This window comes from Pseudomonas sp. BCA17, assembly GCF_004519405.1.
Classification (GTDB): Bacteria; Pseudomonadota; Gammaproteobacteria; order Pseudomonadales; family Pseudomonadaceae; genus Aquipseudomonas.
Window position 1 is genome coordinate 1,437,579 of sequence record NZ_SGWI01000001.1, and the last position, 20,535, is coordinate 1,458,113.

Sequence of the window (20,535 nt, forward strand, 5' to 3'; positions counted from 1 at the left end):
GAAAACATGAGCCTGATTCTGATCATTATCCTGATCCTGCTGTTGGTCGGCGGTTTGCCGGTATTCCCCCATTCGCGAAATTGGGGCTATGGCCCGTCGGGTATCCTGGGTGTTGTGCTGGTCGTTCTGCTGGTATTGATGTTGCTCGGCCGCATATAAACGTCCGCAAAACAAAGAGGCCTCATATAGAGGCCTCTTTTTTATTGTCGGCTAATTAGTCCGGCTTGCCATCCACCACGCCTGCGGTGTTATCCAACAGGCTCTTGGTAGCGGTTTGCAGGAACGATTCAAGCTTCTGCTTCAACGCCGCTTCATCCGGTGATTCCGGGATCACCTTACCGGTCGGGTTTTCGCCCAGTTCGTATTCCCAAAGCTTGGGTGGCATCTCCTTAGGCAATACCAGCACGCGATCACCGGTGAGCAAGGCGACGGTCTGGTCGCTGCCCGATGGCTTGATCACGCCGAAGCCCTTATCGCCTTCCGGCAGGTTCAGCAGGTCACGGCCCCAGCATTGATGCAAGGTGTCACCGCCGAGGCGGCCCATGATGGTCGGGACGATGTCGATCTGGGTGCCCACGGTGTGGTCACGTACGCCGAACTTCTCCTGCATGCCCGGTGCGATCATCAGCATCGGCACGTTGAAGCGCCCCAGGTCCATCTCGGTGATCTGCTGTTCGTTACCAAAACCGTGGTCGCCCACGACTACGAACAGCGTTTCCTTGAAGTACGGCTCTTTGCGGGCCTTCTCAAAGAACTGGCCTAAGGCCCAGTCGGAGTAACGCATGGCGGTCAAATGTTCGTTGAGGCTGCCACGGTCGGTGACTTTCTCGACCGGCAATGGCGTCGGCAACGCGTACGGCGTGTGGTTGGACAGGGTTTGCAGCAGTGCGTAGAACGGCTTGCCGCCTTCGCGGGCTTTCAACTCTTCCAGACCACGGTTGAACATGTCCTGGTCGGACACGCCCCAGGTCGGGTCGGAGAACACCGGGTTGACGAAGTCGTTACGCCCGATGAAGTTGGTCATGCCCTGGTTGCTGAAGAAGCCCGACTGGTTGTCCCAGGCAAAATCGCCGTTGTAGACATACACGTCGTCAAATTTGCGCGCGCTGAGCAACTGCGGCAGGCCCGATAGCTTGTGGCTGCCTTCGGGGGTCTGCATCAGGTATTCGAAGCCCGGCAGGTTCGGGAAGCACGCCATGGTGGCGAACATACCCTGGTGGGTGTGAGTGCCGTTGGAGAAGAAGCGGTCGAACAGCAAGCCTTCCTTGGACAATTTGTCGAAGTACGGCGTGATATTGCCCGGACGCCCCAGGGCGCCCACCGAGTGACCGGCGAAGCTCTCCATCAGGATCACCACGACGTTCTTGATCGGCAGGGTCTTTTCGGCCGGTGGCGTGAAGTCACGGCGCACGGCGGTGGTGTCGGTGTCCACCAGCTTTTCATGAGCCGGCAGTAGCAACATGTCGCGCACGGTCTGGGTCGCCAGCGGCTGGTCCAGGGTGGCTTTCCAGATGTTGGAACGCTCTTCGGAGAAACGCGCCTTGGCGGCGGCAATCAGCGACAGCGTGCCGTTCAAACCCAGCTGGTTGGCGAAGTTCGAGTCGGTGGTGTAGACATCCCCCCAACGCAGCGGTGGGCCCTGGCGCAGGGTACCGCGAATGGCGACCGTGGCGATGACCAGGCAGACCACGAACACCGCGATACGCGTGTACCACGGCGCCACCTGGCGCGTGCCGATACTGCCGCCGCTGAACGGGCCACGGGGGCGCGTTGCGCGGTCGGCACCTTTAAAGGCCATGCTCAGGATCAGTGTACCCACGGCCCAGGCCAGCAGGTAACGCACCACCGGGAAACCGTACCAGAGCATGCTCATCACGGTTTTCGGGTCTTCCTTTACGTATTGGAAGACCAGGCCGTTGAGGCGCTGGTGGAACTCGCGGTAGAAGTCCATTTCCATCAGGCCCAGGAACAGGGCAATGCTGGACACGACGGTCAGCCACAAACGGAACAAACCCCGCGCCGCCATGGCTCGAACGCTGAACAAGGCCAGCAGCAGCGGGACCAGCGCGTACATCACAAAACGGATGTCGAAGCGCGTGCCGTTGGCGAACGCTTCCAAGAAGGTCGAGGCCGGCGTATCGAGGATCATCTCGCGGTTGTAGACCAGCAGCGCAAGGCGCAGCAGGGAGAACATCACCATCATGACCAGTGCGCAGAGCAGTGTGTACGCCAGATGGGATTTGACGGTCGGTTGCAGCAGGCGATTTGAAGCTCGCTGCTGATTCAGGGCGTCCGGGTTTGCCATGTCGTTTCAGGACCCATTGGAAGTTTAAGGTGCGAAGTAATGCAGTGGCGCGAATGGTGCCCGATCAACGGCGGCAAGGCTATTAATTACTGAACGCGTACCACTGCCCCACCGTTAATGGCACTTGAGATAGAGCCTTTGATGGGGAATAAAGCCGGCGAATTGTCTTGGATAAGATGTGAAAATTTCGTGCAACGAATATTTCGACACACAAATCAACCGCTACAGTGAAACCCAATGAGAGAGGGGGCTTGCCCCCGATGGCGGCGTATCAGTCAACGAGTGTGTCGACTGAAACGCTGCCATCGGGAGCAAGCCCCCTCTTGCATTGACTGCTACCACTCCCTATGGAGTGGCGTGTCAGATCCGCACGTTGCCGCGCGGCCCGGCAATTGCCCAGATGATCAGGCCCAATACCGGCAACAGCAGGATCAACAAGATCCACAGCACTTTGGCGCCCGTGCTCGCGCCGCTTTTGAACACGTTGATGATCGCCCAGATATCCAACGCGAGAATGATCAGGCCGATCAGGCCATTAAAAGTGGAACCCATGGTGTCGCTCCTAAGTGGGGGCATGCACTTGTAGGATAGTCAGTGCTGACAGGGGTTCCGTTTTATTTCAGACGTGCACGGCAACGCGCAACGCTTCCAGGGACGGCTCGGCCTTGATATCGACTTCGGCGCACAGTTCCAGCACGCGCGGCAGGTCGTTGCCATACACCAGCACCATCTGTAGTTCGTCATCGAGCAATTGGCTGAAATTCATCAGCACGTAACCGCCGTCTTCCGGGCTGAGGGCGCTCATCTGGATTTGAATGCGGTTCAGCGCGGTGAGGTCGTCGGTCTTGGCCAGTTGCTTGGGCTTGAGGTTGAACGCCACGCCCGGGCCGAACGACGCAACGATCTGTGCAAACAGATCGCCGTAAGTGTCGGCCTGGAACAGCGCAGTCTCGGGCAAGCTGCCGACTACCACCCACTCGCCCAACGGCATAGGGAAAGTATCGTCGTAGTTGATATCCGGGTTGGCGGCCAGAAAAGCGACGGGGTCCGCGTAGGCCTGGGCAGCCTCGGTGGCGATGCGCGCCACTTCGTCCTCGCCCATGACGCCGGCGCTGATTTTGCTGATGAGTTCGACGAGGGCGGTTTTCATGGGCGGATCCTGTGGCAGGCTGGTTTTTGAGGGCGCGTAGCCTACACCAGTTTCTGCAACTGCGCCGCCGTATCCACCGCGCCCATGGTCCGCGCCGCTGCCAACGCCGTCGCGCCCTGGGCATCCACAGCCTTGGGGTTCGCACCCTGGCCGAGCAAGTAGTCGACCATTTCAACGCGATTGAACATCGCTGCCATCATCAACGCGGTGCGGCCATCCGAGGACGCGGCATCCACCGGCGTGCCGCCTTCGATCAGGGCCTTGACCACGGGCAGGTTGCCCTTGAACGCTGCGCCGGCGATCGGCAGTTGGTTCTTGTCATTGGCGATCTGCGGGTCCGCCTTGAACTCGAGCAGCACTTTTACCGCCTCGGCGTGGCCGTGGTAGGCCGCAAGCATCAGCAACGTGTCGCCATTATGGTTGCGAAAGTTGGCCGGCAAGCCTTTGGCCAGCAGCGCGGCGAGCATGGCGGCGTCGCCTTTGCGGGCCACATCGAAGACCTGCTCGGCAAATTCGGCGGCTTCGTCTTCGGTCATTTGTTTGGCGCGGTCTGTCATGTGAGGGCTCCGTAACGGGTGCTGTATATGGCGCCCAGTGTCGCTACGGAGTTCCCCACTGTCATGGCTTTTTTGTCAAAACCCGTCATAGGCAGAATCAATAGCGATACTGACCACCCTGAATCTGCGCCAGCAATTGCCCAGTGACCGGCACGTAGCAATCGGAACCCGGCAGCCACGCATAGACGGGGTCATTGCCTGCCTTGTCCGGGTCGAATGCCTCTTCCTTGAGCTTGCCCTTCTGGTATTTGAAGGTGCCGGTGGTTTCCATCTTCACCTTGATCCGCAGGAATAACGGTACTGCATAGTGCGGCAATTGGCCGTGGGCGAATTGCAGCAACTCACGCATGTCCAGCGATGCCAAGGACTCGCTCGGGGTGATCGCGATCATGCCCGCGCGGCCGTTGGTGTTTTCGATCTCGACCCCGTAGGCCACCACCTCGGCGATCTGTGGGTGCTGCAACAGCACGTTCTCCACTTCGGTGGTCGATACGTTTTCGCCCTTCCAGCGATAGGTATCGCCGAGGCGGTCGACGAATTGCGCATGGCCGAAGCCGATACTGCGCAACAAGTCGCCGGTGTTGAAATACCGGTCGCCCTTCTCGAACACGTCGGTGAGCACCACTTTGCGGTTCTTTTCCGGGTCGGTGTAACCATCGAAGGGTGACTTTTGATCAATCCTGGCCAGCAGCAATCCCTGCCCGCCCGTTGGTACCTTGCGCATCAAACCATCGCTGCCACGCAGCGGCTCGCCCGTATCGTGGGCGTAGTCCACCAGCGCCCAGTGCTGCAGGCAAAAACCGATGGTGTTGTCGAAGTTCAAGATGTTGGTGAAGCCGATATTGCCGTCACTGGCGGCATACAGTTCGCAGATGTGCTCAACCCCATAGCGTTGCTTGAACTGCGTCCACACACCAGGACGCAGGCCATTGCCCACCATCTTGCTCACCCGGTTATCGCGGTCTTGCGTGCTGGGCGGCTGATCGAGCAGGTAACGACACAGCTCACCGACATACCCCAGGGTGGTCGCGTTGAATTTGCGTACATCGTCCCAGAACTGGCTGGCGCTGAATTTGCGGCGAATGGCGAACCCCGACGCCCCGACGATCGCCGAGCCCCAGCACACACACAGGCCGGTGCCGTGATACAGCGGCAAGGTGCAATACAGAACGTCGTCCGTGCCCATGTCCAGGGCAATGCTGCCGAAGCTGACCGCGGTTTTGGTCCAGCGTCCGTGTTTCATGACCCCGGCCTTGGGCAAACCGGTGGTACCGGAGGTGTAGATATAGAAGCAGGGATCGTTGAAGAAAATGTGCCTGGTGCTGTCAGGGTTATTCTCCGGGCTGCCGGCGCTGGCGGCCATCAGGTCGATATAGCCGTCCGGCACCGCGCACTCGGGCTGATCCGCGACACACCAGGTTCTGCCCGCCTCAATCGCCACTTGATCGCGCACCGCCGTGTGGGCGGCCGCCAACTCCGCGCCCACGACGATCGCCACCGGGCTCACCAGGTTCAGGCTGTGCACCAGCGCCGCCTGGGTTTGTGACGTGTTGAGCATGGCGCAAATACCGCCCAGCTTGGCCACGGCCAGCACGGTCAGGAGCAGTTCGGGACGATTTTCGATAAACACCGCGACCACATCACCCTTGGCGATGCCCTGGGCGTGCAGGTGGTGCGCAATGCGGTTGGCGCGCTGGTTGGTCTCGCTGTAGCTGAGCACGCGGTCGCCATACAACAGTGCAGCGCCCTGGGGATTACGCAAGGCAGCCTGTTCAAAGTACCAACCCAGCCCACAAGGCTGTTCGGGGTCAGTGACATTCGCAGCGCGCATACCCCGCACGACCCGTGGCAGCGCTCGAACAATGGCGGGCAACTTACGCAGCATCATGCCCCAGGTGATCATGTCTTGCTGATTGCTCATGGCGGAACGTCCTTTTTTCTTATTCTTGGTCTGACCCACAAACAACGGTGCTCCTGTGAGCAGGAGCCCGAACGTCTTGAAGGAAAATACGCCAGCGATTCTTCAGCTGTACACGCAGGATTTGAAAAGTTTTGTATCCCGGACACGCAACGCACAAAAACGGAATTTTGCGGCGGTTAAGCAGTCATTAGCAGTACCTGCAGCCCAAACGCTCCGCGCCTGATAACGCAAAATGCAGGATGCACGATGGCCATTCATGCAAATTGCACGAAAACGAAATTCTTAATATTTTATAACTTGTTGATTTATAACGATTTTTTAATCATCGCAATACTGGCATAAACGCTGCACCTATCACTCCATGCTTGCCAACTTGAGCCAACGGAGCTGATAGACATGAGCCTGATCCAAGACAAATTCGCTTCTGTATTTTCCCAATACGACGTCACCACTCAGCCGCGTCCCGATGGTGGCATCCTGTTGACCCTGCGCAATAGCGAGGGTAAACAGGTCAAGCGTTCGATTTCCTACCAGCAGCTGCACACCGCCGATCAACTGACCTGGGTGATCAGCGCCATCCGCCGCGACTTGGCCGAACAAGCCAGTGAGCTGCCACAGATCTCGATGCTGCAAAGCCAGAATCGCTTTGCGCTGCCGACTTACCATTCGGCGTAAACCACGCGCAGTAAAAAGGGCCGCGACACCTTCAAGTGTCGCGGCCCTTTTTGTTGTTTTCAGCACAAGCCCTTGCGGACCGCTTCATTCATCGCTTGTACCCGGTTGGTCACGTCTAACTTGCCGTAGATGTTGCGCAGATGGAACTTCACCGTGGCTTCGGAAGTGGCCCGAATCCGGCTGATCTCCCAGACCGTCTTACCCTCCGAGGCCCATCGCAGGATCTCCAGTTCCGCCGGGGTCAAGGGCTTGCCGGACAGATTCATGCGTTTTTCGATAGCCGTCGGCAGGATATCCAGCGGGTGACATGACTCGACGGGGTCACTCATTGCTCTCTCCTTTTATTTACAAACCCCCTGCCATCCTTCGGATTCCTCCTATTGACAGGCGATATAAACATTGAATTCGCAGAGAGTTACATAACGAAAGGAATGAAAGCGTGGGACGCAAAATAAACAGCCAAAACTTACGAGCAATTAAGCATCTTCCCACAGCAACTTCACACTTACCGGGGTTGAACATTCAAAAACTTGTGCTTAGTCATCCAATCCTGGAAAAAGACGCGCAATTGCGTCACCGCTCAACTGGGGTACGCCGCCTTCAGCAGTGTTAAACATGCGCAGCGTCACACAATGCGGGTTCTCACCCATGTCAAACCAATGGGGCAGGCCGGCAGGGATCACCAACAGGTCATTTTTCTCACAGCGCACGCCGTACACATAGTCACCGATATGCAGGTTGAACAGCCCTTGGCCCGCGATGAAGAAGCGTACTTCGTCTTCCCCGTAGCGGCGCTCGTCGAGGAACCGGGCGCGCAACTCGTCCTTCTGCGGGTGATCACCGGTCACGCTGATCACCTCGACGGCCGCATAGCCCAGGGTGTCGATCTGTGGCTGGTACGCCGCGATCATGGCAGCGTCGCTGGCGCCCTTTTCAATGACACCGGGCTGCCAACGCTCGAACCGAACGCCATGTTCAGCCAGGGTGGAGTGGATATCGTCAAAGTGGGTCAGCACCTTGTTCGGGGTATCGGGTGTGGTGACGTGGTAGACGGCTACATAACTCATTGCACGGTTCCTTGATTCGGCTCTTGCAATCGAAGGCCAATGATAACGGCAGCGGCCAGCGCCGCGACGCTGGCAATACTAAAGGTGAAGGTCGGCCCCAACAGGTTCCAGCTATAACCGGAATACAGGGCGCCGACGGCACCGCCCGTGCCCGCCAAGGCGGCATACAACGCCTGGCCCTGGCCTTGCTGGCGGGCGCCGAAGCTACGTTGCACGAAGGCAATCGCCGCTGCATGAAAGCTGCCGAACGTGGCGGCGTGCATCACTTGCGCCAGCAGCAGCACCCAGAAACACTCAGCCAATGTGCCCAGCAGTAACCAGCGCAGGGCTGCCAGCAGGAAACTGGCGAGCAGCACCCGGCGTACGGAAAAACGCGCGAGGATGCGGCTCATGGCCAGGAACATCAACACTTCCGCCACCACCCCCATCGCCCACAGCATGCCGATCACGCCTCGGCTGTAGCCCAAATGTTCGAGGTGCAGCGTGAGAAAGGTGTAATACGGCCCATGACTCATTTGCATCAATGCCACGCAGGCATAAAACGCCAATACCCCGGGGCTGCATAATTGCTTGAGAAAACCGTCTCCGGCCAAGCGGCTGCCATGGGCGGCGGGCTGTGCGTTTGGCACCCACAGGCTGGCACCGATGATGCCGGCCATGATCACCACGACCACCACCGGGTAGATATCCAGGCTCAGCCAGTCAAACAAGCGGCCCATGATGACCACGGTCAGGATAAAACCGATGGACCCCCACAGGCGGATCTGGCTGTAGCGCGAGGTCTGTTTTTGCAGGTGGGCCAGGGTGATCACTTCAAACTGGGGCAGCACCGCGTGCCAGAAGAACGCATGCAACGCCATCACCATGGCCAGCCAGGCGTAGGTCTTGCTGACGAAGATCAGTGAAAAGCTCGCCAGGGTACACACCGCGCCAAACCGTACGATGGCCAGGCGCCGACCGCTGTAGTCGCCGAGCCAGCCCCACAGGTTCGGTGCCACGCAGCGCATCAACATGGGGATGGCCACCAATTCGCCGATACGCGCACTGGGGAACCCCAGGTGATCGAAGTACAGCGCCAGGAAGGGCGCCGTTGCGCCCAGCAGGGCGAAATAGAACAGGTAGAAGCTGGAAAGGCGCCAGTATGGAAGAGCGGGCGTCATGCGTGGGGCTGCTTCGCAACCCGGCGCGAGCAAGCCCGCTCACCCGCACAAGCCGTCACAGCTGGCCCAGCACCGGGGTACTCACGCGTACATCGGCGTTCTGCCCACGATTGCGCAGCAGGTGGTCCATCAACACGATGGCCATCATGGCTTCGGCAATCGGCGTAGCACGGATGCCCACGCACGGGTCATGACGACCCTTGGTGATCACGTCCACCGGGTTGCCATGCACATCGATCGAACGGCCCGGCGTGGTGATGCTCGATGTGGCCTTGAGCGCCAGGTGCGCAACAATCGGCTGACCGGAGGAAATGCCGCCGAGGATGCCACCTGCGTTGTTGCTCAGGAAACCCTGCGGCGTCAGTTCGTCGCGATGCTCGGTGCCGCGCTGGGCCACGCAGGCGAAACCGGCGCCGATTTCCACGCCCTTCACCGCGTTGATGCTCATCAGGGCATGGGCCAACTCGGCATCCAGGCGATCGAAGATCGGCTCGCCCAGGCCCGGCTTCACGCCTTCGGCAACCACGGTGATCCTGGCACCGACGGAGTCCTGATCGCGGCGCAACTGGTCCATGTAGGCTTCCAGTTCCGGCACCTTGTCGGGATCGGGGCTGAAAAAGGCGTTGTCTTCGACGCTGTCCCAGGTCTTGAACGGGATTTCGATCGGGCCCAGTTGGCTCATGTAGCCACGGATGACGATGCCCTGGGACGCCAGGTATTTCTTGGCAATCGCACCGGCCGCCACACGCATCGCAGTCTCGCGGGCCGAGCTGCGGCCACCGCCGCGGTAGTCGCGCTCGCCGTATTTGTGATGATAGGTGTAGTCGGCGTGGGCCGGGCGGAACAGGTCCTTGATCGCCGAGTAGTCCTTGGATTTCTGGTCGGTGTTGCGGATCAGCAGGCCGATGGCGCACCCGGTGGTGCGACCTTCGAATACGCCGGAGAGGATTTCGACCTCGTCGGGTTCCTGGCGCTGGGTGGTGTGGCGACTGGTGCCGGGCTTGCGACGGTCGAGGTCACGCTGCAGGTCTTCCAGGGACAGCTCGAGGCCGGGCGGGCAGCCGTCGACAATGGCGACCAACGCCGGGCCATGGCTTTCGCCCGCGGTGGTGACAGTGAACAGCTTGCCGAAGGTATTGCCGGACATGCAGGGCGCTCCGTGAAATCAGTTGAATCAAGTCAACCGTAATAACTTAAGGCGGCCAGTATACGCAGGCTATCGGACTAGTTCATCCTCGAAACCTTACCGGTAGACGTTGGTCCAACCGGCACCTTCCTGATGATGGCGCGATGATGCTGCGAGTTTTGCTTTTGACCCTCACCCTGTTTTCCAGCCTTGGCTTCGCCGCCTCCCCTGTCGTGCTGCAACGGCCTATCAGCCTGGACACCGGCAGCGGCGAGTTGTTTGGTTCACTCTTGCTGCCCAAATCCGACAAGCCGGTGCCGGTGGTCCTGATCATCGCCGGCTCCGGCCCCACTGACCGCAACGGCAACAGCGCCGACGGCGCGCGCAACGACAGCCTCAAGCGCCTGGCCTGGGTCCTGGCGCGCCATAACATTGCCAGCGTGCGCTATGACAAGCGCGGCGTAGCCGCCAGCCTGGCCGCGACCCCCGACGAGCGCAACCTGACCCTCGACGCCTATGTAGCCGACGCCGTGGCCTGGGGCAAGCTGCTCAAGGCCGATACGCGCCTGGGCCCGCTGATCGTGCTGGGCCACAGCGAAGGCGCACTGGTGGCCGCCCTCGCCGCACCGCAGCTTGACCCCGCGGGCGTCATTTCCCTCTCGGGCAGCGCGCGGCCGGTAGACCAGGTAATTCGTCAGCAACTGGCCAACCATCTGCCTCCCGCCCTGTTGCTGCGCAGCAATGAAATTCTCGATCACCTCAAGGCCGGCCAAGTGGATGACGATGTGCCCCGCCCACTGGAAGGTATTTTCCGACCCAGCGTGCAGCCGTATCTGATCAGCCTGTTCCGCGCCGATCCTTCGGCCGCCTTCGCCAGATTGAAGATGCCCGCCCTGATCATCCAGGGTACCCACGATATACAGGTGGGTGTCGGCGATGCTCAGTTGTTGAAAAATGCCAAGCCGGACGCGCAATTGACGGTGATCGAGGGAATGAACCACGTGATGCGCATCATCCCCAAGGATGTTAAGGAACAACTGGAGTCCTACAACGACCCGCAACGGCCCCTCGCCGCCGAGCTGGGCCAACGCATCGTGCGCTTTATCGACGGACTTGAGCCCCGTTAAGCGACTATTTGCCTCCAGTCCTGAAGAACACGGCCGATAAGGCCAGAGTCGACAGCAAAAAAGACTGTCGACTCGCAAGGCTTGGACAGGATCGCGCCGCATGACAACCACCGAAGCAACACCAGAACCTACCGCCGATGCCCCGGCTGAAAAACCCGAGGTCGTCGAGGCGGCGGCACTGCCGTGGGCGGACGTACAGGCCGAACACTTCAAGATGCTGCGCCTGGCCCCCCTGGCCACGGATCGCGCGACCGGCGTGCGGCCATTGCGCTTTGTGCAGTTCGGTTATGCCGAGCGCCATGACAAACATCGCAGCCTGTTGCGCATGATCATCCAGTTGCCGGCGCAACGGGTGCGCCGTGAGCAGAACCACCTGGATATCTGGGTCGATCACGATACCCACCGCGTGCACTTCGGCCCAGGCAACAGCCTGGAGATCGAGCCGGCCAACCGGGGCCTTGGTCGCTTCCTGGTCGCCCAAGGCGCCGCATGGGCGAAAAAGAAGTGGTCACACTACCGCGTCGACGGCGTGGACCTGGCCAACAAAGACGCACTGAACGAAGCCACGCGCCTGCGGCGCGATCATTTCCTGCGCGTCCAGGGGTTCGACGTGGCCTACGCCGACGTTCAGCACCTCAAGGGTAACGTACAGCCGGGCAAAGTCAGCGAAGTGCTCGACAGCTGGAACACCGAGAAGGTGCAGTTCGTGGAGATTCTCGAGGCTGCACAAATGCTGCAACAGGCCGAGCACAACCTGGCCGAACAGGAAGTGAAGCTGCGCAAGGAAGAGGAGAAGGTCACCAAGTTCAAGCGTGAGGACAGCGGGTTGCGCTTCACCATTACTTGCCTGGTTGCGTTTACCGTGTTTCAGGCGGGCTTGCTGATCTGGATTGCGACGCACCGCTGAAACCGGTCGGTGCAATGACATAAGTGTGAATGCAAGAGGGGGCTTGCCCCCGATGACGGTGTGCCAGTCAATTCATCAGTGACTGAACCACAGCTATCGGGGCAAGCCCCCTCCTACATTTCCAACGGTGCTGCTGCCGTCAGACCCTGGCGGCGAACACCGCTTGATGCGCTCGGCACTGCTCAGCCGTCAACATGAACACGCCATGGCCACCCCGCTGGAAGTCCAGCCAGGCAAAGTCCACTTCCGGGTACAACGCCTCGACGTGCACCTGGCTGTTGCCGACTTCAACGATCAGCAAGCCCTTCTCGGTCAAGTGGTCCGCCGCCTCGGCCAGCATGCGCCGCACCAGGTTCAAGCCATCGTCACCACAAGCCAGGCCCAGCTCCGGCTCGTGCTGATACTCATCCGGCATGTCGGCAAAATCTTCGGCATCCACATACGGCGGGTTGGACACGATCAGGTCGAACCGCTGGCCCGGCAGGCCGTCAAAGCCATCGCCTTGCACGGTATAAACGTGCTGATCCACGCCATGGCGCTCGATGTTCTGGTTGGCGACTTCCAAGGCTTCGAAGGACAGGTCGCCCAGTACCACCTCGGCGTCCGGGAACTCATAAGCACAGGCAATACCAATGCAACCCGAGCCCGTGCACAGGTCGAGAATGCGCGCCGGCGGCTGGGCCAACCAGGGCTCGAAGCGATTTTCGATCAGCTCGCCAATCGGTGAGCGCGGGATCAACACGCGTTCGTCGACGATAAACGACAGGCCACAGAACCAGGCTTCTTTCAACAAGTAAGCAGTGGGCAGACGCTCGTGGATGCGGCGATGCAACAAGCGCTGCACATGGGAGATTTCCTCTTCTTCCAAGTTGCAGTCCAGGTAGCTGTCGGCGATTTCCCAAGGCAGGTGCAAAGCGCCGAGCACCAATTGCCGGGCTTCGTCCCAGGCATTGTCGGTGCCATGGCCGAAAAACAGGTCTTCCCCATGGAAACGGCTGACAGCCCAACGGATATGGTCGCGCACAGTGCGCAGGCGGGATGTAATCACGGGGCAAGCTCCTGGAAAAAACGACTGGCGATTCTATCAGCCTTCGCCTGTCCCTTCGATGTACGAAAAAACTTCACCACCCGTCGGATTTCATCCAATTTGCCATCATTGCACTAAACAAGCCGCCCACTTGACATCGCTGCACGTCAACAACGGCGTACCTTACGATGGTAGCGATTCACAGAACCGCTCAGCCAGTGGACAATGTCGCAAAAGCCCCCCTCACAGGAGCCCCAGAATGTCCGTTCCAAAGACGATGTTTCAACTCAGCGGTCGCGGTTACGCAGCAGCCAACCTGAACCATGCGACCCTCGTGATCATCGACGCCCAGAAGGAATACCTCAGCGGTCCGCTTGCCCTCTCGGGCATGGATGCAGCAGTCGACAACATCAAGCAACTGGTAGCCGCAGCACGTAATGCCGGGCGCCCGATCGTGCATGTGCGCCACCTGGGCACCGTCGGCGGCCTGTTTGACCCACAAGGCGAGCGCGGCGAATTCATTGCGGGCCTGGAACCCCTCGGTGACGAAACCGTCATCGGCAAGCTGTTGCCCAGCGCCTTCCACGGCACCGGCCTGGAAAAACACCTGCAGGACCTTGGTTCCCTGGACCTGATCGTCTGCGGCTTCATGAGCCACTCCAGCGTCAGCACTACCGTGCGCGCCGCCAAGAACCTGGGCTTTCGCTGCACCCTGGTGGAAGACGCCTGTGCCACCCGCGACCTGCCTTGCAAAGGCGGCGTATTGAGCGCCGAGCACGTACAACAGACCGAAATGGCCATCATGGCTGACAACTTCGCGACCCTTGCGCTGACCAAAGATCTGATCTGATCCACATCTGATGAGCGGCGTGGCGTGTTTATTGCCCCGCTCATCCGCAACACCTCCTCATTTGGCGCATTTACCGCTCTCCCAGGAACAACTTGTGTATCTTCCGGTCGAAGGGCCGATACCCTGGAGGAAAGGTCGGAATGAAGATATCCGATGGTTTTGATGCTCGTCGCTTGCGCCCCAAGGGCCCGAGCAACTGGCGTCTGCGCCTGGTCGCCGGCTTTGCCGCGCTGTTGGCGATTGTAGGTCTGCTGCTGGCCGGGGCTGGCGCCGCCGGTTTGTTGGGTCACTCACCCGCCTTGGGTGAACTGAATACCAGCCCTGGCGGTTCGGCGATTCTGTCATTGATCGGCCTGTTGATACTGTGGCTGGGCGTATGTTTGTGGCGACGCAGTCGTCGACGGATGCGCCAACCGTTGTCACTGAATATCGCTTCACACCTGATGAAAAAGCACGACTGATGGCGCTTGGATAGCGTTTCCTGCGCCCTGGCCGCCGCGATTTAGGTAAACTGCCCGCCCTTCGCGGAGGCCGACATGCAAGACGACGATTTTTCCCTGTTCAAAAATGAGCTGCGCGGCGTCAAGCCGATCAAGCACGACCGTGCCGACACCGGCAAACCCAAGACCGACCGGGCACAGATCGCCAAGCTGCGCCAGGCCGCGACCGTACGCACCGATGCCACCACCGTCGATGGTCTGTCGGACCAGTTCGTGATCGATGTAGGCCCCGAAGATGAGTTGATGTGGGCCCGCGATGGCGTGCAGGAAAGCCAGATGCGCAAGCTCAAGATCGGGCAGATCCCGTTCGAAGGCAGCCTCGACCTGCACGGCATGAACGTCGAAAAAGCCCGCGAGACCCTCTGGGCGTTCCTGGCCGAAGCCACCAAATTCGAAATCCGCTGCGTGCGTGTCACCCACGGCAAGGCCGTGCGGCTGGATGGCAAGCGTCCGATGATCAAGAGCCACGTCAACACCTGGCTGCGCCAGCATTCCCAGGTACTCGGTTTTACTTCGTGCCAGGCCCGTCACGGCGGCGCTGGTGCGGTGTATGTGATGCTCAAGCGCACCATGATGGAAGGGCGCGACGAGTAACAGGGGTAAGGCGACGTCACCGGATTCAGCCTTTTCAGATAAGCCCCGTGATGCAAGTGAAAAGCCCGCGATTGCGGGCTTTTTTACGCGTGCAAACGGGCTAGTCGGATCAAGAAGGCAGGCCAGGCTGTCGAAAGACAGAATCAGCCACCAAGCGCTCGCAGAGGCGGCCTGCATGATGGTCAAGCACTCAAAGCGGCGCTCGTCACAGTGAAGGGCAATACAACTGCCGCCACACTTACGCTACCATGTGCCTAATGGCAGGCATGAACCTTGGGTTCATCGCTGATCAGCTCGGTCACAGCGTGCAAATGCTTCTGACGACTTACGCCCGATGGATGAACTCCGGTGCAGATTGGAGTGAAGTCGGGAAGCTTGAGCAAAGCCTGATTGGTACAAAATTGGTACAGGCAGAAACCGTACCCCTCTAGAACCCATACGGAATAACGCTCTGTGACACTGGAACAGAATTACACCGCGATCCTCGGCCAACTCGGCGAGGACGTCTCCCGCGAGGGCCTGCTCGACACGCCAAAGCGTGCCGCCAAGGCGATGCAGTACCTCTGCCGTGGCTATGAACAGACCTTGGAAGAAGTCACCAACGGTGCCTTGTTCAGCTCTGACAACAGCGAAATGGTGCTGGTCAAGGACATCGAGTTGTATTCGTTGTGCGAACACCACCTGTTGCCGTTTATCGGCAAGGCCCATGTTGCCTACATCCCCAGCGGCAAAGTGCTGGGCCTGTCGAAAGTTGCGCGGATTGTCGACATGTACGCGCGCCGCCTGCAGATCCAGGAAAACCTCAGTCGCCAGATTGCCGATGCCGTGATGCAGGTAACAGGCGCGTTAGGCGTGGCCGTGGTGATCGAGGCCAAGCACATGTGCATGATGATGCGCGGTGTGGAGAAACAGAATTCGTCGATGATCACCTCGGTGATGCTGGGTGAGTTCCGCGAAAACGCGGCCACCCGCAGCGAATTCCTGAGCCTGATCAAGTAACAGGCTGGGTAAGAAAAAACCGGCGTTCATCGTCGGTTTTTTTTCGCCCACAAAATTAATGTAAGCTGCGGCCCCTTCTGTATCGGGCAAGAGATTTCAGCCATGTTCGTCAAAGCACTTCGAGTGGGCCTCGGCCACGTCATCATCGCGGGCGACTTTCTGACCCGTCCACGTAAAAAACAGCGTCCTGCCGAACAACAGGCAAAGGTCAACGCTGCCGCCAAGAACCTGACCCTGTATCAGTTCCACGCTTGCCCATTTTGCGTGAAGACCCGCCGTACCCTGCACCGCCTGAATGTGCCAGTGGCGTTGAAGGACGCGAAGAACAACGAGCAGGACCGTCAGGCCCTGCTGGAACAAGGCGGCAAGATCAAAGTGCCGTGCCTGCGCATTGAAGAAAATGGCCAGACCACTTGGATGTATGACTCCAAGGTGATCATCGATTACCTGGACAAACGTTTCGCCGCGCTCTGACTGACCGACGCAGAACACATGGGAGCGTGCTTGCTCCCGATGAGGGCGTCGCTGAATGAATCGGCGGATACACCACCATCGGGAGCAAGCCCCCCTCGCGCATTTACCCTATTGCCAAATCGAGATCCAATAACGCCGACCCCAGGCACTTGCCATGGGCGTCCAGCGCCAGCGAACGGGTCACGCCGCCGCGCAAGATCCCCGGCAGCACGAAGTTCAGCGCCTGCACGTTGGGCAGTTCATAACGTCGTACCGGCGCCGCGCCCGGCTCGCGCAAACCGGCGAAGCACTCGGCCACGCGTTCGGCTGTCAGTTGTTCGCAGAGCAATGGGTAGTCTTCGGCGCGGTACGCGATGATCGAGATATTTGACGTATCGCCTTTATCCCCCGTGCGGGAATGGGCCAGCGTGTGCAACTTCATGCCTGAATCCTCGGGTTGACCCTACTGCGCGGCAGCATCAACGATGCCACCGCCACGACCTGGCGTACGCTCTTGCTCGCACCACCGCCGCCCGACGGGCCGTTGGTGTAAAGGGTTTCCACCTCATTGCCGACCCGCACCGCCTCGCCACGATCTTCACAACGGGCGGCGACGCGCAGGCGCACCTCCCAGGGTTCGACGCTGTTGCGCGAACCGTGCAATGAATCCATGCCGATCAGTTCGGCGCGCACGTCCTGCATCTTCACACCGATCAACTCAAGCCGCTTGAGCACGATATCCCGCGCCAGCTGCGCCCGTGCGACAGCTCCCGGGCCGCCGTAGGACATCTGCCCTTCGCCGATCCAACCGTCCAGGTAACCGACGCTGACCTTCAACTGCTCAGGCCGGGCATGCCCAAGCGCCCCCTGGGCGCGAACGCGATCAACACCCTCCTCCACGAACGCCACCCGAGAAAAATCCGCCGTCACGTCCGGGGTCAGATACGCCGCCGGGTCATGCACTTCGTAGATCAATTGTTCGGTACAGGTGGCACGGCTGACCCGGCCGCCAGAGCCTGCGACTTTGGTAATCAATGCTTCACCCTCGGCATCAACCTCGGCCAGGGGGAACCCCAGGCGCGCCAGGTCGTCCACGTCCTTGACACCGGGATCGGCAAAATAACCGCCGCTGACCTGCCCCGCACACTCCAGCAGATGCCCCACCAGCGTGCCCCGCCCCAGACGCTGCCAATCATCCGCCGCCCAGCCGAACTCAAACATCTGCGGCGCCAGAAACAACGAAGGGTCGGCCACACGCCCGGTGATCACCACGTCGGCATCTGCGTGCAGCGCCTGCAAAATAGCGTCGACCCCCAGGTAGGCATTTGCCGAGATCAGCCGTTCACCCAAGGCGCCCAGGGTCTGGCCGTTATCCAGGCGTTGTTCGGGCCGCAGGGCCGCCAGGACATCGTCGCCTAGTGCAGCCACCACCGTGAGATTCAGCCCCAACTCATCGACAATTCGTCGTACTTCAGCCGCCGCCGCTACCGGGTTGGCCGCGCCCATATTGGTGATCACCCGCAGACGACGGCGACCCTCATGCCGGCCGACAAATGGCAGCACACGGCGCATACGTTCACTCAACAGCGGGTCATAACCGCCCTGTGGATCGCTGATCCGCGCCTGTTGCGCCAAGGCAATGGTGCGTTCAGCCAGGCATTCGAACACCAGATAATCCAGGTCACCCAGCTCGGCCAGTTCCACGGCAGGTTCGATACGGTCACCGGAATAGCCGGCGCCGGAACCGATGCGCAAGGTTTTCATCTCAAATCACTCCCAGGAGCAGCGCAGTCAGGGTCATCAACACCGACGCGGCAAACAGAAAAGGGATGGTAAAGCGCTGGTGATCGGCCAGTTCGATCTTGCACAAGCCCACCAGCAGGAAGGTCGCGGGGGTCAGCGGGCTGACCGGGAAGCCAGTGGTGTGCACACCCAGCAAAGAGGCCTGGGCCACTTGCAGTGGGTCGACACCCAGCGCCTTGCCCACTTCGGCGATCACCGGCATCACGCCGAAATAATAGGAGTCGGGGTCAAACAGCAGGCTCAGGGGCATGGAGATGAAACCCACCACTGCCGGGATCAGCTTGCCGTGGCCCGCCGGGATCTGCGCCACCGCCACTTCGGCCATCGCCTTGAGCATGCCGGTGCCTTGCATGATGCCGGTGAACACCCCGGCGGCGAGCAGGATACTGGCCATGGTCAAGGCGGTCTTGGCGTGGGCGTCGATACGCGCACGCTGGGCGTCCACATTCGGATAGTTGATACACAGCGCCACCACGGTGCCGAGCATGAACATCACCACCGGATCGACCCAGCCGGCAATCATTACCACCATCACCATCACGGTGAGCACCAGGTTGGCCCAGAACAACCGTGGGCGACGCAGCTCGATATCGGCCTCACTGAGCACCCGCTGCGGCACGGCATCCACCGTGGAGCCGGCGCCCAGGCCCAGGCGTTTCTCTTCGCGGCGGCCCAACCACCAGGCACACGCAAAGACAAACACCAGGCCGACGACCTGCACGGGAATCAGCGGCTGGAACAAATCCGCCACGGGCACATGCAGGGCGGCTGACGAGCGCAGCACCGGCCCGGTCCATGGCAGGAAGTTGACCCCGGCCGCCATGGCACACATGCAGGCCAGGATGCGCTTGTCGATGCCCAGGCGCGTATACAGCGGCAGCATCGCCGGCACTGTGACCAGAAAGGTCACGGCGCCGGAGCCGTCGAGGTGCACCAGCAGCGCCAGGGTCGCGGTGCCTACGACAATTCGTGTAGGACGCGTTCCTACCGTTCGCAGGATACGATCAATGATGGGGTCGAGCATGCCGGCGTCGGTCATGATTCCGAAAAACAGGATGGCAAAGACAAACATGCCCACCACCGGGGCGACATTCTTGATACCGGTGATGATGAAGGCGCTGGTCTGCAGGCCGAACCCGCCGAGCAGTGCGGCGATGATCGGCAAGGCGATCAGGGCCACCAGCGGTGAGAGGCGCTTGCTCATGACGGCAGCGAGCAGGCACAGGATGGTAATGACACCCAGGGTAGCGAGCATGGGGTACTCCAGAGCGGCCTGGTTGGCCGGTTATTGTTTTCCCTGGAGTATTGGAAGCGGGTTAGTCTTTGTAAATTGGAATATTCACCGACCAGCGTTCGGAAAAACAAAATGAAGCCGTCCCCATGAAGAATTCAATCCAGCACATTCAGGCGTTCCTTGCGGTAGCCCGCACCGGCAGTTTCACCAAGGCTGCCAACGAGCTGAACCTGTCACCCTCGGCTCTCACCGTGCAGGTGCAACAACTGGAAGACTGGCTCGGCGTCGCCCTGCTCGACCGCAGCCCGCGCCACGTCAGCTTGACCGCCGCCGGCCACGACGCCCGCGGCCCCATGGAAAAACTGCTGTTGGACCTGGACAACATCGTCACCGGCTCCCGCGACCTCGCCGCCCTGCGCCGAGGCGTAGTCACTATCGCTGCCCTGCCCTCGGTGTGCGCCGGCGCCCTGCCCCCGGCGTTGCGCCTGTTTCGCGAACGTTTTGGCGGCATTGAAGTGCGTCTACAGGATTTGGTGGCCCATCGCATTCATGCGCAGGTGCGTGCCGGTGAAGTGGACTTCGGTATTGGCGTACGCGCACGGCTCAGCCATGGCCTGGAATTCGTCCCGGTGCTCAACGACCGCTTGTGTGCCTTTGTGCCGCTGGATCATCCACTCACCCGCCATCGCCAACTGACCCTGGAGCAACTGGCGGACCAGCCGATCATCCTGACCGGCCGAGACAGCAGCGTGCGTGAGCAAGTGGATGAGCTGTTCGATCAGACCCGCCTGACGATGAATGCGGGCATGGAGGCCAACTACATGTCGACGGTTCTGGCGCTGGTGCGCCAGGGGTTGGGGATCAGCGTGCTGCCGGAGTCGGCGGCGGACAGCCTGGAAGGCTTGAAACGTATCCGTATCGATCATCCCGGGGTGAACCGGGAGATCGGCTTGATCAGTCGTAGCGGTACAGGCTTGAGCCCGGCTGCGCAACGCTGTTTTGACCTGCTGAGCGAACAACTCGCCGCCTCGTAATACCGGGCCCGGTCCTGATATTCAACCGTCGAACCAGTTGCGGCTG

General features: G+C 60.2%; 23 protein-coding genes and 1 pseudogene. 11 read left to right on the plus strand and 13 right to left on the minus strand.

Annotated features, from left to right (window positions below):
• Nucleotides 1-6: 6 nt before the first annotated feature.
• Nucleotides 7-159 carry a DUF3309 family protein gene (locus tag EXW71_RS06655; RefSeq protein ID WP_065873322.1) on the plus strand — a complete coding sequence of 51 codons (153 nt, stop codon included), beginning with the start codon at nucleotides 7-9 and terminating at the stop codon, nucleotides 157-159.
• Between the two features lie 55 nt (nucleotides 160-214).
• Here the strand turns inward: EXW71_RS06655 and EXW71_RS06660 are convergent, their stop codons facing one another.
• From EXW71_RS06660 to EXW71_RS06680, 5 genes are all read right to left on the minus strand, one after another.
• Complete coding sequence (locus EXW71_RS06660) at nucleotides 215-2,305, minus strand: LTA synthase family protein (protein ID WP_134656830.1); 2,091 nt, start codon at nucleotides 2,303-2,305, stop codon at nucleotides 215-217.
• A gap of 360 nt (nucleotides 2,306-2,665) precedes the next feature.
• Complete coding sequence (locus tag EXW71_RS06665; protein WP_003172956.1) at nucleotides 2,666-2,857, minus strand: PLDc N-terminal domain-containing protein; 192 nt, start codon at nucleotides 2,855-2,857, stop codon at nucleotides 2,666-2,668.
• 67 nt (nucleotides 2,858-2,924) lie between these two features.
• On the minus strand, nucleotides 2,925-3,455 hold the full coding sequence (locus tag EXW71_RS06670) for a hypothetical protein (protein WP_134656831.1): 531 nt from the start codon (nucleotides 3,453-3,455) through the stop codon (nucleotides 2,925-2,927).
• A gap of 41 nt (nucleotides 3,456-3,496) precedes the next feature.
• Nucleotides 3,497-4,012 (minus strand): ankyrin repeat domain-containing protein, encoded by a 516-nt coding sequence (locus EXW71_RS06675; protein WP_134656832.1) that lies wholly within the window; start codon nucleotides 4,010-4,012, stop codon nucleotides 3,497-3,499.
• Nucleotides 4,013-4,109: 97 nt separating this feature from the next.
• The gene (locus EXW71_RS06680) at nucleotides 4,110-5,933 is read right to left on the minus strand and encodes a long-chain-acyl-CoA synthetase (protein WP_134656833.1); all 1,824 of its coding nucleotides are present in this window, start codon (nucleotides 5,931-5,933) and stop codon (nucleotides 4,110-4,112) included.
• Nucleotides 5,934-6,329: 396 nt separating this feature from the next.
• Between EXW71_RS06680 and EXW71_RS06685 the strand changes: the two genes are divergently transcribed.
• Complete coding sequence (locus EXW71_RS06685) at nucleotides 6,330-6,608, plus strand: DUF3509 domain-containing protein (RefSeq protein ID WP_016970113.1); 279 nt, start codon at nucleotides 6,330-6,332, stop codon at nucleotides 6,606-6,608.
• 59 nt (nucleotides 6,609-6,667) lie between these two features.
• Here EXW71_RS06685 and EXW71_RS06690 read toward each other — a convergent pair whose 3' ends face one another.
• From EXW71_RS06690 to aroC, 4 genes are all read right to left on the minus strand, one after another.
• On the minus strand, nucleotides 6,668-6,937 hold the full coding sequence (locus tag EXW71_RS06690; protein ID WP_123717585.1) for a response regulator transcription factor: 270 nt from the start codon (nucleotides 6,935-6,937) through the stop codon (nucleotides 6,668-6,670).
• A gap of 207 nt (nucleotides 6,938-7,144) precedes the next feature.
• The gene (locus EXW71_RS06695; RefSeq protein WP_134656834.1) at nucleotides 7,145-7,675 is read right to left on the minus strand and encodes an acireductone dioxygenase; all 531 of its coding nucleotides are present in this window, start codon (nucleotides 7,673-7,675) and stop codon (nucleotides 7,145-7,147) included.
• On the minus strand, nucleotides 7,672-8,835 hold the full coding sequence (locus EXW71_RS06700) for an MFS transporter (protein WP_123717583.1): 1,164 nt from the start codon (nucleotides 8,833-8,835) through the stop codon (nucleotides 7,672-7,674). The genes EXW71_RS06695 and EXW71_RS06700 overlap by 4 nt, the downstream gene beginning before the upstream one ends.
• A 55-nt stretch (nucleotides 8,836-8,890) precedes the next feature.
• Nucleotides 8,891-9,982 (minus strand): chorismate synthase, encoded by a 1,092-nt coding sequence (gene aroC, locus EXW71_RS06705; RefSeq protein ID WP_134656835.1) that lies wholly within the window; start codon nucleotides 9,980-9,982, stop codon nucleotides 8,891-8,893.
• A gap of 143 nt (nucleotides 9,983-10,125) precedes the next feature.
• Between aroC and EXW71_RS06710 the strand changes: the two genes are divergently transcribed.
• Both EXW71_RS06710 and EXW71_RS06715 read left to right on the plus strand, forming a co-directional pair.
• On the plus strand, nucleotides 10,126-11,088 hold the full coding sequence (locus EXW71_RS06710; RefSeq protein ID WP_134656836.1) for an alpha/beta hydrolase: 963 nt from the start codon (nucleotides 10,126-10,128) through the stop codon (nucleotides 11,086-11,088).
• A gap of 100 nt (nucleotides 11,089-11,188) precedes the next feature.
• A complete protein-coding gene (locus tag EXW71_RS06715) occupies nucleotides 11,189-11,995 on the plus strand; it encodes a hypothetical protein (protein WP_134656837.1) in 807 nt (268 codons plus the stop codon).
• A gap of 139 nt (nucleotides 11,996-12,134) precedes the next feature.
• Here the strand turns inward: EXW71_RS06715 and prmB are convergent, their stop codons facing one another.
• Nucleotides 12,135-13,043 (minus strand): 50S ribosomal protein L3 N(5)-glutamine methyltransferase, encoded by a 909-nt coding sequence (prmB, locus tag EXW71_RS06720; RefSeq protein WP_134656838.1) that lies wholly within the window; start codon nucleotides 13,041-13,043, stop codon nucleotides 12,135-12,137.
• 238 nt (nucleotides 13,044-13,281) lie between these two features.
• On the opposite strand from prmB, the gene EXW71_RS06725 reads away from it, so the two are divergent.
• From EXW71_RS06725 to EXW71_RS06750, 6 genes and pseudogenes are all read left to right on the plus strand, one after another.
• The gene (locus tag EXW71_RS06725; protein ID WP_123717578.1) at nucleotides 13,282-13,872 is read left to right on the plus strand and encodes a cysteine hydrolase family protein; all 591 of its coding nucleotides are present in this window, start codon (nucleotides 13,282-13,284) and stop codon (nucleotides 13,870-13,872) included.
• Nucleotides 13,873-14,012: 140 nt separating this feature from the next.
• Nucleotides 14,013-14,333 (plus strand): hypothetical protein, encoded by a 321-nt coding sequence (locus tag EXW71_RS06730; RefSeq protein ID WP_134656839.1) that lies wholly within the window; start codon nucleotides 14,013-14,015, stop codon nucleotides 14,331-14,333.
• A 75-nt stretch (nucleotides 14,334-14,408) separates the two neighbouring features.
• Entirely contained in the window at nucleotides 14,409-14,966 is a 558-nt protein-coding gene (locus EXW71_RS06735; RefSeq protein WP_134656840.1) for a Smr/MutS family protein, read from the plus strand.
• A 218-nt stretch (nucleotides 14,967-15,184) separates the two neighbouring features.
• Nucleotides 15,185-15,397, plus strand: a pseudogene (locus EXW71_RS29015) (site-specific integrase); the annotation flags it as partial.
• Nucleotides 15,398-15,419: 22 nt separating this feature from the next.
• Nucleotides 15,420-15,965 carry a GTP cyclohydrolase I FolE gene (gene folE / locus EXW71_RS06745; RefSeq protein ID WP_019826593.1) on the plus strand — a complete coding sequence of 182 codons (546 nt, stop codon included), beginning with the start codon at nucleotides 15,420-15,422 and terminating at the stop codon, nucleotides 15,963-15,965.
• Nucleotides 15,966-16,067: 102 nt separating this feature from the next.
• Nucleotides 16,068-16,439 (plus strand): glutathione S-transferase N-terminal domain-containing protein, encoded by a 372-nt coding sequence (locus EXW71_RS06750; protein WP_123717575.1) that lies wholly within the window; start codon nucleotides 16,068-16,070, stop codon nucleotides 16,437-16,439.
• Nucleotides 16,440-16,542: 103 nt separating this feature from the next.
• Here EXW71_RS06750 and EXW71_RS06755 read toward each other — a convergent pair whose 3' ends face one another.
• The 3 genes from EXW71_RS06755 to EXW71_RS06765 are packed head-to-tail and all read right to left on the minus strand — an operon-like array spanning nucleotide 16,543 to nucleotide 19,476.
• Nucleotides 16,543-16,860: a hypothetical protein gene (locus EXW71_RS06755; RefSeq protein ID WP_123717574.1), complete on the minus strand. Its 318-nt coding sequence runs from the start codon at nucleotides 16,858-16,860 to the stop codon at nucleotides 16,543-16,545.
• Nucleotides 16,857-18,182, minus strand: coding sequence for an acyclic terpene utilization AtuA family protein (locus EXW71_RS06760; RefSeq protein ID WP_134656841.1), 1,326 nt, complete (start codon nucleotides 18,180-18,182; stop codon nucleotides 16,857-16,859). The genes EXW71_RS06755 and EXW71_RS06760 overlap by 4 nt, the downstream gene beginning before the upstream one ends.
• A 1-nt stretch (nucleotide 18,183) precedes the next feature.
• Nucleotides 18,184-19,476 carry a CitMHS family transporter gene (locus tag EXW71_RS06765; RefSeq protein WP_134656842.1) on the minus strand — a complete coding sequence of 431 codons (1,293 nt, stop codon included), beginning with the start codon at nucleotides 19,474-19,476 and terminating at the stop codon, nucleotides 18,184-18,186.
• Between the two features lie 125 nt (nucleotides 19,477-19,601).
• Here EXW71_RS06765 and EXW71_RS06770 point away from each other — a divergent pair, with 125 nt between their 5' ends.
• Complete coding sequence (locus tag EXW71_RS06770) at nucleotides 19,602-20,489, plus strand: LysR family transcriptional regulator (RefSeq protein WP_134656843.1); 888 nt, start codon at nucleotides 19,602-19,604, stop codon at nucleotides 20,487-20,489.
• Nucleotides 20,490-20,535: the final 46 nt, after the last annotated feature.

What these genes read in the sequence shown, in the direction of transcription:
- EXW71_RS06655 (WP_065873322.1), top strand. Translation starts at nt 7, where the DNA reads ATGAGCCTGATTCTGATCATTATCCTGATCCTGCTGTTGGTCGGCGGT.
- EXW71_RS06660 (WP_134656830.1), bottom strand. Translation starts at nt 2,305, where the DNA reads ATGGCAAACCCGGACGCCCTGAATCAGCAGCGAGCTTCAAATCGCCTG.
- EXW71_RS06665 (WP_003172956.1), bottom strand. Translation starts at nt 2,857, where the DNA reads ATGGGTTCCACTTTTAATGGCCTGATCGGCCTGATCATTCTCGCGTTG.
- EXW71_RS06670 (WP_134656831.1), bottom strand. Translation starts at nt 3,455, where the DNA reads ATGAAAACCGCCCTCGTCGAACTCATCAGCAAAATCAGCGCCGGCGTC.
- EXW71_RS06675 (WP_134656832.1), bottom strand. Translation starts at nt 4,012, where the DNA reads ATGACAGACCGCGCCAAACAAATGACCGAAGACGAAGCCGCCGAATTT.
- EXW71_RS06680 (WP_134656833.1), bottom strand. Translation starts at nt 5,933, where the DNA reads ATGAGCAATCAGCAAGACATGATCACCTGGGGCATGATGCTGCGTAAG.
- EXW71_RS06685 (WP_016970113.1), top strand. Translation starts at nt 6,330, where the DNA reads ATGAGCCTGATCCAAGACAAATTCGCTTCTGTATTTTCCCAATACGAC.
- EXW71_RS06690 (WP_123717585.1), bottom strand. Translation starts at nt 6,937, where the DNA reads ATGAGTGACCCCGTCGAGTCATGTCACCCGCTGGATATCCTGCCGACG.
- EXW71_RS06695 (WP_134656834.1), bottom strand. Translation starts at nt 7,675, where the DNA reads ATGAGTTATGTAGCCGTCTACCACGTCACCACACCCGATACCCCGAAC.
- EXW71_RS06700 (WP_123717583.1), bottom strand. Translation starts at nt 8,835, where the DNA reads ATGACGCCCGCTCTTCCATACTGGCGCCTTTCCAGCTTCTACCTGTTC.
- aroC (WP_134656835.1), bottom strand. Translation starts at nt 9,982, where the DNA reads ATGTCCGGCAATACCTTCGGCAAGCTGTTCACTGTCACCACCGCGGGC.
- EXW71_RS06710 (WP_134656836.1), top strand. Translation starts at nt 10,126, where the DNA reads ATGATGCTGCGAGTTTTGCTTTTGACCCTCACCCTGTTTTCCAGCCTT.
- EXW71_RS06715 (WP_134656837.1), top strand. Translation starts at nt 11,189, where the DNA reads ATGACAACCACCGAAGCAACACCAGAACCTACCGCCGATGCCCCGGCT.
- EXW71_RS06725 (WP_123717578.1), top strand. Translation starts at nt 13,282, where the DNA reads ATGTCCGTTCCAAAGACGATGTTTCAACTCAGCGGTCGCGGTTACGCA.
- EXW71_RS06730 (WP_134656839.1), top strand. Translation starts at nt 14,013, where the DNA reads ATGAAGATATCCGATGGTTTTGATGCTCGTCGCTTGCGCCCCAAGGGC.
- EXW71_RS06735 (WP_134656840.1), top strand. Translation starts at nt 14,409, where the DNA reads ATGCAAGACGACGATTTTTCCCTGTTCAAAAATGAGCTGCGCGGCGTC.
- EXW71_RS06750 (WP_123717575.1), top strand. Translation starts at nt 16,068, where the DNA reads ATGTTCGTCAAAGCACTTCGAGTGGGCCTCGGCCACGTCATCATCGCG.
- EXW71_RS06755 (WP_123717574.1), bottom strand. Translation starts at nt 16,860, where the DNA reads ATGAAGTTGCACACGCTGGCCCATTCCCGCACGGGGGATAAAGGCGAT.
- EXW71_RS06760 (WP_134656841.1), bottom strand. Translation starts at nt 18,182, where the DNA reads ATGAAAACCTTGCGCATCGGTTCCGGCGCCGGCTATTCCGGTGACCGT.
- EXW71_RS06765 (WP_134656842.1), bottom strand. Translation starts at nt 19,476, where the DNA reads ATGCTCGCTACCCTGGGTGTCATTACCATCCTGTGCCTGCTCGCTGCC.
- EXW71_RS06770 (WP_134656843.1), top strand. Translation starts at nt 19,602, where the DNA reads ATGAAGAATTCAATCCAGCACATTCAGGCGTTCCTTGCGGTAGCCCGC.